The following is a 12,289-nucleotide window of genomic DNA, read 5'->3' as shown; positions in this document are numbered from 1 at the left end:
AGATAGTCATTGACCTTACGGTTTTCCGGCAGACCTCACCGCCAGTTCGCGGCACACTTCAACGGGTGGTGCCTTGATTAACTGCTGCGGAGTGATCCGTAGCCAGCTGTCGGTACGGGTCATGCCGGTACGGCGATGCAGCGCGGTACGGTTATACTTTTTACGCCATAACCCGACCCGGTGGTTCAGTTCATCAATATTATCGACTTGCACAAACCGCAGGCCGGATTCAAAACTACACTCCAGAGAATATCGCGCGCCTTTTCCACTGAGCCGGTGGCGCGGGCATTACGGGGCTTTATGGGCGATAAGTTGAATACCGAGGGTTTTGCACAGGTTGCGCATCGTGGCTGAGACCAGCGCGCAGCCGGGGTCGGTATAAAGGATACGCCGGTACACCATGTAATACGTCGGCCCCACTGCGCTCCTGCATGGCATTAATCAGCACATCGGTAAAGTTTTGTGCCGTTTCGCCGCCGAAGCGGTACTCGGCGTAAATCCAGCCGCTGGTGTGGTCGGTCAGTTCAAATGACCAGACGCGGTCATTGACAATACGGGCCAGATTTTTGGGCTTGTTCTTGTTAAACTCGGCCTCACTCATCATGCGCAGGCCGCTATCGCGCGTGGTGCGCCCTTTGGCGGGATTTTTTCAGGTAATAGAGCACACACAGCGACGCATCCAGCTGCCAGACATGTGCCAGACATGATTGGGATGCCCGGTTTTTAATTGAACGCACGGGGCAGGTACCCGTAACTGGTTGGGATGCAGGCGATAATGGTACAGTGCCCGGCTGATGGCATCGACCGACAGCGGAAACCACTCGCCAGTTTCATTATCAATATACCCGGCATCAATCAGGTTGTTCGCCCGCAGGTCATTAACCGTTTGCTGTAGACTGTAGAGGCGTTTACCATTATTGCGTTCAGATTCCATGATGACGCCGGATATCAGCAGGGCTTCGTCGCGTGTCAGGGCGCTGGGTACCATAATCCACCCGCTGCTTGCGCGGCGGTTTATAACTGACCTGTTTGATTTTTCCGCAGCAGCGTGGCTTTGGAAATACCGAGTGCCTGACAGCCTGTCTGATACACCGCGTCTTTGCCGCCATGCCCGGCTCTTTCAGCAGTCTGGGCAATGGTTAACAGACGTTCGGTCAGGATGGGGTTCATTGCACCACCTCCTCGACATTATCCTGTCCGGTGCCGCGCAGGTGTTCCGGTAACTGAAAATCCGCATCGTCGGCATCCGCATCGGCTTTTGTCCAGTCAGGCACCAACGCTGATACTGCGTGGGTGGGGTAACGAAAAATCACTACGTAACACATTGATTTCAAACTCAATATCATTAAGCAAGCCCGCTAAATAGTCGGCGTGGGATGTGATATCACCACTGTGGCTGCTCAGTTTTTCCAGCCCTTCCCGAAAGCGCCCCATTAATATGGCTTTAACATCAAAGCCCACCAGGCGGCCAATTTCTTCACGGAGCTGGCGTATGCCTTCTTCCCCTAACGGGCGATGCTGATTAAGCAGGCGTTTTTCGCTCAGTTCATTGATCTTTTGATCTTTCTCATTGGCCAGACGGCGGCTGGCTTCAAGTGACTTTTCCGTTTTACGCAGTTTTGCTTTTAGTTCCCGCACCGACATGCGATCAACTTCGTCTAGCGTCAAGCCCGCAATGGTGCCTGCCTTCGGCCAATTCCGCCAGATCATCGTCGTCTTCCAGCATGAGTTCATAGAGTTTTGAACGGCCTAAACCTGAAAACGTATTCACCTTTGACTCAAGTGTCGGTGAAAGATATTTCAATGCTGCTTGTGCCATTTTTCGTGCTATTCGATATTCAAGACCTAACTGCTCTTGTACTATCTTCATGAATGTTCCATGTGGCTCATTCTCCTTAAGAATAATCAGCCGTTTCCCCGCCTCCAGCATGGCTTCGGCACTTTGTGCCATATAGAAGCGCGCTTCATGCACAATGCGCTCGCGTTCATAGGGCAACCCCTCGCCGTACTTATCCATAATGGCCTGCTGATGTTCAGCCAGGGCATTAAGGTTGTTCATTAAATCCGGTGCCAAAGGCTGTTCGGGGGGCAATTTCAGCCGTTATCGGTAACGCTTTTCTACCCATTATTTTTTCCTCTTACGGTTTTGACGCTGATGCTACGCAGCGGCCATGCCTTTCTGCCATCTTGATTTGCGCCCGTTCGGTTTCATCAAAAAAGGCCAGGGCAATCTGTATCAATTCCTCACCGAGGCCGTAATTCCCATTGAAGCGCTTCTCAATCATTCCTTCTTCCACTAAAAATGGCAGGGTGCGACTGATATTGGCCGCAGAGTCATTGATTAGCGCCGCCAGGGCTTTATTGGACAGGCCATCGCGGTAATGCCCTTTCATGGCTTTCAAAATACGCAGCGCCCGTCGTGTGCGTGAAGAAGGGTGCAGTAATAAGGTGTTTTTCATCGGATGCCTCTTTTTCATTAATGGAAATTGTGTTACCGTCAGTGAAACGGGCGAATGTTATTTTTTATGGCGCTTTTTTCCCGATGGCATGGGAGAACCCATTATCTGTTCAATCGCCTGTTTGATTTTGCGGGCTTCCCCGCGCCAGCCCTGGCAGGAGCCATCAAGCAACATATAAACCTGATAGGGTTTGAAGCCGGATTGGCGTGCCCACGCCGCCACCGTCGGGTAGTTCTGATAGACACGATCATAAAAATTGCGCTTAAAGTCGGCGGGGGTGTTGCAGTGACATGGTGTTACCTCCGTCATAAAAAGTTAAAAATAAATATACAATGGCATTCAAAATAATGTAAAGTCTTTTTTGTTTGTTTTTGTATGTTCTTTATTGCCGTAAAAAACCACTGGCTGTTATCGGCCTAAAGGAGACCTGTATGGCAAAGAAAAAAGCGGCAACCAGCCTGTCTGTAACTACGGCGGACAATATCACGATTGCGGGGGGGGGGGGGGGCAATTGCATACCCTGAAAAAAATGCAGAAAACAGCGCCCAACAGGAAGTAATGGCACGTTTTGGGGATGGGCTACCCTATGAACGGGAAAGGATTGTGCATGAAGCCCGCTTCTATATGGCGCAAAGTGCCGAAGCCATGCTGGAGGCGGGGAGAAACGGCTGATTATTCTTAAGGAGAATGAGCCACATGGAACATTCATGAAGATAGTACAAGAGCAGTTAGGTCTTGAATATCGAATAGCACGAAAAATGGCACAAGCAGCATTGAAATATCTTTCACCGACACTTGAGTCAAAGGTGAATACGTTTTCAGGTTTAGGCCGTTCAAAACTCTATGAACTCATGCTGGAAGACGACGATGATCTGGCGGAATTGGCCGAAGGCGGCACCATCGCGGGTCTGACACTGGATGATGTTGACCGCATGTCAGTCAGGGAGTTAAAGGCAGCGTTACGTAAAGATGAGGCAGCCCTTAAACGCAGTCAACAACTGGTCGCCGAAAAAGAGAAGCAACTGCAACAGCTAAGCCAGCAACTGGCGGGCAAAACCTCGTCGGTTGCTGCAAGCGATGAACAAACACCCGTTGATGCACAGCAGTGGGTCACGCTGACGCTAGAAGGCGTGGGAGAACGCCTCAAATCCGAGCGCCTGCGATTGGGGCTTAGCCAGGAAATCTTCGCCGAACGGTGCGGGGTTAAAAAGCTCACTCAATACAACTATGAAAAAAGCGAACGACATCCTGATGCGGGCTACTTAATCGCGGCGAAAGCGTTAGGAGTCGATCTTCTTTATGTGATGACTGGTGAGCGCAGCGATGAAGCCAGTGCGCTCGATGTAGTGCGGGATGAGGAAGAGGCAGAGGTATTAACTGCCTTTCGACATATTCCGGGTGAAACCCGCGAAGTGGCTAAACGCACCCTGACAGCAATGGCAGAGAAAAAAGCCGCCCGCAGCCGCGCATGACCCATCCCTCTCCGTTGCAGTGGAGAGGGTTATTTGACGGTAATAATCAGCTCACGTCGTTGGGTGGGCTGATTACTGCTAAGGCTATACCGAATCGGGACGCTCTCCATCGCAAAGCCTCGAAACACTGCCCGCATCTCGGGAATATCATTAACCGAAATAATCATCATGCCCGCTAGGTCTCGTCCCATCCCCGCCAGTTTTTCATATTGCGCCAGACCAAAATCCACGCCATAGCCCTCGGTCCCCCAATACGGCGGGTCGCAGTAAAACAGCGTGTGCGGACGGTCATAACGGGCAATGCAGCTGGCCCAGTCCAGCTGTTCTATGGTGGTGCGTGATAACCGCAGATGCGCGAGCGACAGCTCTTCTTCCATGCGTAACAGATTCAGGCGTGGCCCCGTGGTGGTAGTCACGCCAAAGGTGTGCGCCGCCACCTTACCACCGAACGCCTGTTTTTGCAGGTAGTAGAAGCGGGCTGCCCGCTGGATATCGGTTAAGGTCTCGGTCGGGGTCATTTTCAACCAGTGATACATCGCCCGGCTGACCAGCGCCCATTTAAACTGGCGCATAAACTCTTCCAGATGGTGTTTCAGCACCCGATAGAGAGATTGACCAGCTCACCGTTGATATCGTTGATGACCTCCGCTTTGCTGGGTGACTTCATAAAGAAGAGCGCCGCTGCGCCACAAAACGGCTCGACGTAGCAGGTATGCGCCGGGAAGCGCGGTAAAATCTGTTTTGCCAGCCGCCGTTTACCGCCCATCCAGGGCAGTATCGGTAAAAAATATTGTTGCATTCACTGTAAGCCTTTTTCACTAATGGAAATTCGTGTAGACTCTTTCCTGTTCTCGAGAACGGAAAGCGCCACGGTTGACTCACAGGGCGGGTCGCGCTTTTTCCCTTGCCCCATTCGGGGCAATTGCTGAGCGTAATCTAGCGACTACCGGCTATCCCCACTAGTAAACCGCTTTAAAAGCGATTGGCGCACTGCCTTGTCACACTGTCTGCCTGATATTGAGGGAGACCGCCATGAAAACCCGAAAAAAATTGATGTTACCCCCCTTTAAAACCCCCACGCCTCGGCGGGCTGGTTGCTCACTGCGGCTGGTTTGTTGCTGGTGATTGGCCTGGTCTCACCGCAGCAATTGCCGGTGGTGCTCTACAAGCTGGCCTTAATCACCCTGGCGGCAGTCGTGGGTTACTGGCTTGACCGTTCGCTGTTCCCCAAGGCCCGCCCCGGTCAATATCTGCACCATGACCACCCGGAGGTGGCACAGGGTCGACATCCGGTACGCGGCGGCTGCCATCAGGTGTTTGCGGCAGCCCAACTGCGTCGCGCGGTGATTGTGGCAGCAGTGTGTCTGAGTGTGGCGATGGGGTTATGACCATGAACCGCTATCAACGTCCGCAGGGCGACCCCGGATGGCTGTTATTCCTTTTGCTGATAGTGCTCCTTGGTGGCGCGCTTGATGCCGATGCGGCGCGTCCCCCACAAGCCGCACTGCCATACCGGGCTGAGCTGATACGCAACGCCCGTCTGGTGTGGGGGCTTAATGCGCCAGTGGCGGATTTTGCCGCCCAGATTGAGCACGAAAGTGGCTGGCAGCCGGCCATCACCAACCGTATCGGTGCGCAGGGTCTGGGGCAGTTTATGCCCGCGACCACGGCCTGGATTGGGGAGGTAATGCCGGCACTGGCGGCCAAAGCGCCACTCAATCCCAGCTGGAGTTTACGTGCGGTGGTGAGTTTTGATAACTAGCTATGGCAACGATTATCGGCGGTCAATCGCTGTGAACGTATGGCGATGACCCTGTCGGCCTACAACGGCGGTTTGGGCTGGGTGCAGCGTGACCTTCAGTTGGCCAAACGTCTCGGTCACGACAGTGGGCGCTGGTTTCACCACATTGAACGGGTCAATGCCGGACGTCGCGTGAGTGCCTGGCGTGAGAATCGCCATTATCCCCGCCGTATTTTAAAAAGCCTGGCACCGCGTTACCTGACCTGGGGAGGGGCAAGCTGTGTTTAGTGCAGTCAGCCTGAAAAGCCTCGGCGGGGTTCTGGTAATGGCGCTGCTGTCGGGTATCTGGTGGCACGGCTACACGCAAGGCGCAGGTCGCGCAACCGAACGGTGCGTGGCAACCCTCAGTCAGCTGCGCGAGACGTTTGCCATGCAGGAAAAACAGCGCGCCGAGCAGGCCGCGCAAAGCCTGCAAGCCCTGCAACAACGATTTGCCCATCAGGTGAAGCTGGCGCATCAGGCTGAACAGGACTACCTGAATCGCATTGCGCAACTTCGTGACAAAACCCAACACTTAACAAGGCGGATAGAGGATGTTACCCAACATTGGCGGGATGAAAAAGGCCAGGCCTCATGCTATGTCCTGCGTATTTACTCGTGGCTTCGTGCAGCACTACAACGCCGCCCTCGGGCTGTCAGACGTTGATGGTTCAGGCGTTGCCGCCCTTACCGGCGGCACTGGCAACCCGACCCGGTCAGCTGAGACCCCTGGCGAGCGACACACCCCGAGTCCAGTTACCCAGCGTGATATCCTCGCCAATATCACCGACAACGGGCAGCAATGTCAGGTCTGGCGGGCACAGGTCAATGGATTACTGGATTATATTGAAGGATTAAACACCATGACATTACAGGTCGATTTTTGGGTACTGGTGAGCTATCTGTTTGGGCTGGCGGGCTTTCTCGCGGGGCTGGCCCGCTGGTTTATCCGCGAGACCGAAAAGCGTCAGGCCGAACGGTTTGCATCACTGGAGCGGTTGATGCGCGAGGCGTCCGATAAAGGGGTACGCCTTGAGCGCGAGGTACTGGAATTCAAAGTGGAGGTGCCGGAACGTTACGTCCGGCGCGACGAATTTATTCATTATCAGCAGGTGGTGGAGTCCCCGGTTAGACGCGATTTACCAGAAGCTGGAAACGATACAACTGCGTCAGGTGGCAGGAGGATAAGAATGATAGAGACCGAACAGGCACGCCGCGAAGGGTTGCGCTGGGTGTTACTGCAGGTGGTCAACAAGGCGCGGCCGTATCCGGCCAATGACCGGCTACTGTGGGATGTGGGCCATTCGCTTTACCCGGACATGACCATGCTGGAGCTGCAAAAAGAGTTGCTGTTCCTTGAGGGCTTCAGTCTGGTTCGCCTGACCCGACCGCCCGCACGTTCATGGACGGCCACGCTGACGCCCGGAAGGGGTCAATCTGGTGGAATACGTCACCGACGATATCCCCGGCATTGCCCGCCCGGCCAAATACTGGAGGGAGTGACGATGGCACCGCGCAGTCATATCGAAGTCTTGCCCGTCTCGGTGCGTGAATGGCTCGACCGGGCGCTGACCGAGCGTAATTTCAGTGGCTACCGGGAGCTGGAAGCCTTGCTGCGTGAGAAAGGCTATAGCATCGGTCGGGCGCAAATTTCTCGTTATGGCCAGAAGGTACAACGCCCGCTTTGCCGCCATTCGTGACGCGACTGAAGCGGGCGCGGCAACTGACCAAGGGTGCGCCCGATGACCAGGATACCCGCTCAGAATCCATTATGGCGTTGGTGCAGACTGAATTACTCAATAGCCTGCTGGAGGCACAAACCATCAAGGAAGAAGCGGGGTCGCCGGTTGAACGGGCTGAACGTTTTGCCCGCATGGCGAAAAATTTGGCCCCGATTATTCATGCCAGCGTCAGCCTGAAAAACTGCAAGGCCAGCTTAAAAAAAATCAGCGCGGAAATGGCCACGCTGGAGCAGGAAGCAGCGCAGCAAGGCAAGGGACATGTCAGTCTGGAGACCCTGAAGCGGGGTGCGTGAAGAAATTTATGGGATTATCGCATGAGCAAAAATGCTGAACTCTACCCTTACCAACAGCACTGGCTTGCTCGACCGGTCGCGCTTTAAAATCGGCCAGTTTGCCCCGTCAGACCGGCAAAACCTTTACCACCACGCTAGAGCTGGTTGACGACTGCTTTGAGACCGAGGCCCGTGGCGGTCGCACCCGCTGGGTCATTCTCTCGCGCGGTGAGCGCCAGGCCAAAGAGGCGATGGAAGAAGGGGTGAAAAAACATTGTCAGGCCTACGGTCTGGCTATCCGTGAAATTGAAGGCAGCGTAAAAGGCCCAGGCAGCGAACGTTACACCCTGCTGGAGGCGGTGCTGCCCGGCGGCTCACGCATTACTGCACTCCCGGCTAACCCCGATACGGCGCGCGGCTTTGCCGCTAATGTGTTTCTCGATGAATTTGCCTTTCATGCCGACAGTCGCAAAATCTGGGCGGCGCTTTTTCCGGTGATATCGAACGGCTACAAGCTGCGCGTCACCTCCACCCCCAATGGCAAGGGCAACAAGTTTTATGAGCTGATGACCGACCCGTCGCTGGACAGCGTCTGGTCGCGCCATCGGGTCGATATTTACCAGGCGGTCAAAGACGGCCTGCCACGGGATGTGGCCGCCCTCAAACAGGCGCTCATGATGAAAGACGCCTGGGCGCAGGAATTTGAACTGCACTGGCTGGATGAAGCCGCCGCCTGGCTTTCCTATGACCTGATTGATGGCGTTGAACACCCGCAGGCGGGCAAGCCTGAGCACTATCAGGGTGGCCCCTGTTTTGTCGGTATCGATATCGGTCTGCGCCATGACCTGTTTGTGATATGGGTGATTGAACAGGTGGGCGATGTGTATTGGACGCGCGACATCATTACCCGCAAGCGTGCCCCCTTTGCCGAACAGGATGCGCTGCTCGATGCGGTCTTTGCCCACTACCGGGTACTGCGGTGCTGCATCGACCAGACTGGTCTCGGCGAAAAGCCGGTGGGAAGATGCCAAACGCCGTCATGGCAGCACGCGGGTCGAAGGGGTGTTATTCACGCCCAGCAACAAGCTGACGCTGGCAACACGCGGTAAAGAGGTGTTTGAAGACCGGCGCTTGCGTTTGCCGCAAGGAGACGGGGCGCTACGGGCCGATTTGCATAAACTGAAAAAAGTGATGAGTCCGACTGGCGCGCCGCGTTTTGTGGCCGAGAGCGATGCCGCCGGGCACGCTGACCGTGCCTGGGCGCTGTTTTTAGCGCTTAACGCTGCCGACCAGCCGCAGGGGCCAGTACGGGCTTACTCCTGTTGCCCACGTCAGGCCTCATCCTTGCTGGAGGGATATTGATGATTGTCGATAAAAAAGCGTTGTTCAGTGACATCGCGACCCCGCGCCCGCAGTCCGGCGGGCCTGGGTCAACTGTTCGGCCATTTACCCAATCCCGACCCGATATTACGCGCCAGAGGCCAGGCGATTAGCGTCTACCGCCAGTTACGCGCTGAGCCGTTGGTGGGTAGCAGTATCCGGCGGCGTAAATCGGCGGTCAAATGCCTGGAGCGCGGACTGGAGCCGGGGCAGGCACCTGCGCCTGTGGTGCGTTTTATTGAACAGAGGCTGGCACAGTGGGACATGAACCGCCTCATTGGGGAGCTGCTGGAGGCGGCCTTTTTTGGCTATCAACCCGCCGAACTGACCTGGGCAAAAGACGGTCGCCATCTGGTGGTCACCGATGTGGTGGGCAAGCCACCGGAGTGGTTTACCTTTGATACCGAGAATCGCCTGCGCTTTCAGGCCCAGCAGTCGGGACTGGCGGGCGAGTTATTACCGCCGCGCAAATTTGTGGTGGCCACGCAAGACGCCACCTTTGATAACCCTTACGGCTTTGCCGACCTGTCGCTGTGCTTCTGGCCGGTGACGTTCAAGAAGGCCGGCTGGTCGTTCTGGATGCGCTTTAGTGAAAAATACGGCACCCCCTGGGTAGTGGGGGTATCATCCGCGGTAGCCAGGACCAGGCGCATATCAGCCCGCTGCTGCACTCCCTCGAGCAGATGGTGCAGGATGCGGTGGCGGTTATCCCGGATGACAGCAGTATTGAATTCAAGGAGCCCGCCACCAAAGGTGCGTCGAGCCGTCTGTATAAAGACCTGATTGAGATGGCGCGCAGTGAAATTACCATTGCGCTCTTGGGCCAGAACCAGACTACCGAAGCCGAAACCAATCACGCCTCGGCCCAGGCCGGGCTGGAAGTGGCCGCCGATATCCGCGATGGCGATGCGGTGATGGTGATGAGTGCGGTGAATCAGGTGATTCGCTGGCTGGTTGAACTGAACTTTGGTGATGTGCCGGTGCCGACCTGGCGACTGTGGGAGCAGGAGACCATTGATGAGGTGCAGGCCAAACGTGACCAGAGTCTGGCGCAAACGGCAGGCTTTTTCAGCGCGCAATACTATCAGCGTGAATATGGCCTGCAACCGGGCGATTTGCTGATGGAAAGCGCGCCACACGCCACCTCTTCCGCCGCACCGCCGCTGATCTTTGCCGAGAACGACACCAAGACCGCATCCGATGCCCAGGCACAGCTTGACCGTGCCCTAGACAGCCTGATGAAAGATGGCTCGTTAGATAAGACGCTACAACCACTACTGTCACCGTTATTTCAAGCCGTACAATCCGGTGTGGCTCCCCGCGAACTGAGGGGAAAACTGGCCGCACTCTACCCCGAGATGCAGGCAGAGGCGCTACAGGAAACCCTGGCCAGGGTGATGTTTGTTGCCAACGTCTGGGGGAGGTTACATGCCGACATTCAATGATAACGCACTGACGGCACTGTTTAGCCTGCCGCCCAAACGGGCGATAGCCTACTTGAAAGCCAAAGGCTTTACCTTTTCCTGGGACTGGCAGGGATGTCTGGCAGCAGGCCCATGCCCAGAGCGCGACGGTGGCCAAGGTGACACAACTGGATATTCTGCAGGGACATTTATCAGGCGCTGGAAACCACCTTGGCGGAAGGCAAAACCGGCCAGTGGTTTGCTCAGGAATTGACCCCGGTACTGCAGGCCAAGGGATGGTGGGGGGAGCAGGATAGCACCGACCCCGTGAGCGGGCAGCCGGTCACGGTGCAATTAGGCAGCCCGCCGCGACTGGAGACGATTTACCGCACCAATCTCACTACCCTGTACAACGCCGGGCGCTGGGCAGAAATGCGGGAGAATGTTGCGGCGCGTCCCTACTGGATGTATGTGGCAATACGCGATAACCGCACCCGCAAAAGCCACCTGGCGCTGCATGGCCGGGGTGTTTTCCTGCCGATGACCCGGTATGGGCGTGCACTCTACCCGCCCAATGGCTGGCGCTGTCGCTGCAGCGTGATAGCCCTGTCTGAACGGGACATCAAAGCGCGAGGACTCACGGTGGAAACGTCCGGCGACCGTCTGCGCTGGTCGTTGCAAGTCGTCTCGCGCAAAACCGGCGAAATGCAGCCGGTGGCCCAGCTGACACTTGACAATCATACGGTGTTTTCCCCGGATATCGGCTGGTCGTATAACCCCGGTGAAGGGTATCGACCGGACTTAACCCGCTATCAGGGGCCGTTACACGCCGTCGCTAGCAAAGCACTCGGGGGCACTCAATGAAACCCACTCTCCTGTCGGTTGAGATAACCGATAACGACCTGAAACAGGCGCTAAAGCGCCTGGAGAACGCCGCTTACGACCTGACCCCGCTGATGCGACGCTGGTCTGAAACGCTGAAAACCGCTACTGACCTGAACTTTGAGGCGCAGGGGCGGCCACGCTGGCAGCCGTCGGTTGCGGCCCTCGCCCGCCAGGGCATGACGCTCTCCCAGGACGGGTATTTACGCCGCAGCGTGACGCCGGACTATGATGCGCATCAGGCACGGGTCGGCACGAATCGCGTTTATGCACGTATCCATCAACAGGGCGGGGAAAGCGGGGCGGGGTGGGGTCAGTGACGCTGCCCCCGCGCCCTTACCTGCCGGTATCCGAGGGGGGGACAGCTACAGGCTGAAGTCAAACGCCAGCTGCTCGATGAGGTGCTTGATTATTTGCAACAGGCTAGCCTCCGCTAAGCGCTGCCTGACGCGCTCGGGTGGGTTAAAGGATACAACGCGATACCCGAGGACGTTTCCGCCCTTTATAAAGCTTTATAAACCCCTTCCTGACGCGGTTATCCCCGATAGCCGCCGCCGCATTCTTCTGTCATCAAAAATATTCAAATGAAAATCTTTAAAGCCCTTTAAAAGGGAAATGCGCCGACCTGGCATACACTGCTGCCATGATGTTAATGGAGGTGCCATGAAATCCCTGCATATTTTTACGCGCGGTCGGCATACGGATAGCCACGGGCAGGTACTGAACGTCAGCGAGCAGGATTTACGCGCCTGTGCGGATGCCTACGATCCGGCGTTACATGAAGCCCCCGATAGTGACCGGTCACCCGACTACCGATGCGCCCGCTTACGGCTGGATCAAACAGCTGTCGGCGCAAGGACGTGATTTGTTGGCAGAGCCGCAGCAGGTTGATCCGCTTT

The 12,289-nt window shown here is 56.0% G+C and carries 14 protein-coding genes and 6 pseudogenes; 11 read left to right on the top strand and 9 right to left on the bottom strand.

Going from position 1 to position 12,289, the window contains the following annotated elements; all coding sequences use genetic code 11:
* Positions 1–15 precede the first annotated feature (15 nt).
* From V3224_RS28425 to V3224_RS28390, 8 genes are all read right to left on the bottom strand, one after another.
* Positions 16–213 carry a hypothetical protein gene (locus V3224_RS28425; protein ID WP_334473707.1) on the bottom strand — a complete coding sequence of 66 codons (198 nt, stop codon included), beginning with the start codon at positions 211–213 and terminating at the stop codon, positions 16–18.
* Positions 214–298: 85 nt separating this feature from the next.
* Entirely contained in the window at positions 299–604 is a 306-nt protein-coding gene (locus V3224_RS28420) for a hypothetical protein (RefSeq protein WP_334473705.1), read from the bottom strand.
* A gap of 45 nt (positions 605–649) precedes the next feature.
* Entirely contained in the window at positions 650–934 is a 285-nt protein-coding gene (locus V3224_RS28415; protein ID WP_334473704.1) for a hypothetical protein, read from the bottom strand.
* Between the two features lie 80 nt (positions 935–1,014).
* Complete coding sequence (locus V3224_RS28410) at positions 1,015–1,170, bottom strand: hypothetical protein (protein WP_334473702.1); 156 nt, start codon at positions 1,168–1,170, stop codon at positions 1,015–1,017.
* Between the two features lie 96 nt (positions 1,171–1,266).
* Entirely contained in the window at positions 1,267–1,710 is a 444-nt protein-coding gene (locus V3224_RS28405) for a hypothetical protein (protein WP_334473700.1), read from the bottom strand.
* Entirely contained in the window at positions 1,649–2,059 is a 411-nt protein-coding gene (locus V3224_RS28400) for a hypothetical protein (protein ID WP_334473699.1), read from the bottom strand. Before V3224_RS28400 ends, V3224_RS28405 begins: the two co-directional genes overlap by 62 nt.
* 79 nt (positions 2,060–2,138) lie before the next feature.
* Entirely contained in the window at positions 2,139–2,459 is a 321-nt protein-coding gene (locus tag V3224_RS28395) for an IclR family transcriptional regulator (RefSeq protein WP_334469232.1), read from the bottom strand.
* A gap of 57 nt (positions 2,460–2,516) precedes the next feature.
* Positions 2,517–2,768: a hypothetical protein gene (locus V3224_RS28390; RefSeq protein ID WP_334473698.1), complete on the bottom strand. Its 252-nt coding sequence runs from the start codon at positions 2,766–2,768 to the stop codon at positions 2,517–2,519.
* A gap of 219 nt (positions 2,769–2,987) precedes the next feature.
* Here V3224_RS28390 and V3224_RS28385 point away from each other — a divergent pair.
* Positions 2,988–3,517 (top strand): annotated as a pseudogene (locus tag V3224_RS28385) (DUF3102 domain-containing protein); the annotation flags it as partial.
* 443 nt (positions 3,518–3,960) lie between these two features.
* On the opposite strand, the pseudogene V3224_RS28380 reads toward V3224_RS28385, so the two are convergent.
* A pseudogene (locus tag V3224_RS28380) lies at positions 3,961–4,730 on the bottom strand (DNA adenine methylase).
* 261 nt (positions 4,731–4,991) lie between these two features.
* On the opposite strand from V3224_RS28380, the pseudogene V3224_RS28375 reads away from it, so the two are divergent.
* The 10 genes and pseudogenes from V3224_RS28375 to V3224_RS28325 form a co-directional block, all read left to right on the top strand.
* A pseudogene (locus tag V3224_RS28375) lies at positions 4,992–5,319 on the top strand (putative holin); the annotation flags it as partial.
* A pseudogene (locus V3224_RS28370) lies at positions 5,316–5,960 on the top strand (transglycosylase SLT domain-containing protein). The pseudogenes V3224_RS28375 and V3224_RS28370, both read left to right, overlap by 4 nt.
* Complete coding sequence (locus V3224_RS28365; RefSeq protein WP_334473696.1) at positions 5,953–6,378, top strand: hypothetical protein; 426 nt, start codon at positions 5,953–5,955, stop codon at positions 6,376–6,378. Before V3224_RS28370 ends, V3224_RS28365 begins: the two are co-directional and overlap by 8 nt.
* A gap of 838 nt (positions 6,379–7,216) precedes the next feature.
* Positions 7,217–7,771 (top strand): annotated as a pseudogene (locus tag V3224_RS30430) (DUF3486 family protein).
* 73 nt (positions 7,772–7,844) lie between these two features.
* Positions 7,845–8,834 (top strand): terminase large subunit domain-containing protein, encoded by a 990-nt coding sequence (locus V3224_RS28350; protein ID WP_334473693.1) that lies wholly within the window; start codon positions 7,845–7,847, stop codon positions 8,832–8,834.
* Positions 8,788–9,087: a phage terminase large subunit family protein gene (locus V3224_RS28345; RefSeq protein WP_334473692.1), complete on the top strand. Its 300-nt coding sequence runs from the start codon at positions 8,788–8,790 to the stop codon at positions 9,085–9,087. Before V3224_RS28350 ends, V3224_RS28345 begins: the two co-directional genes overlap by 47 nt.
* A gap of 162 nt (positions 9,088–9,249) precedes the next feature.
* Positions 9,250–9,888 carry a phage portal protein family protein gene (locus V3224_RS28340; protein ID WP_442891203.1) on the top strand — a complete coding sequence of 213 codons (639 nt, stop codon included), beginning with the start codon at positions 9,250–9,252 and terminating at the stop codon, positions 9,886–9,888.
* On the top strand, positions 9,789–10,550 hold the full coding sequence (locus V3224_RS28335) for a phage portal protein family protein (protein ID WP_334473691.1): 762 nt from the start codon (positions 9,789–9,791) through the stop codon (positions 10,548–10,550). Before V3224_RS28340 ends, V3224_RS28335 begins: the two co-directional genes overlap by 100 nt.
* A pseudogene (locus V3224_RS28330) lies at positions 10,534–11,372 on the top strand (phage head morphogenesis protein). Before V3224_RS28335 ends, V3224_RS28330 begins: the two are co-directional and overlap by 17 nt.
* On the top strand, positions 11,369–11,710 hold the full coding sequence (locus tag V3224_RS28325) for a phage virion morphogenesis protein (protein WP_334473689.1): 342 nt from the start codon (positions 11,369–11,371) through the stop codon (positions 11,708–11,710). The pseudogene V3224_RS28330 and the gene V3224_RS28325 overlap by 4 nt, the downstream one beginning before the upstream one ends.
* Positions 11,711–12,289 lie beyond the last annotated feature (579 nt).

This window comes from Arsenophonus sp. PmNCSU2021_1 (assembly GCF_036919435.1).
Lineage (GTDB): Bacteria > Pseudomonadota > Gammaproteobacteria > Enterobacterales > Enterobacteriaceae > Arsenophonus > Arsenophonus nilaparvatae.
Note: the sequence above shows the minus strand (reverse complement) of the source record. Positions and strands in the feature narration are given on the sequence as shown.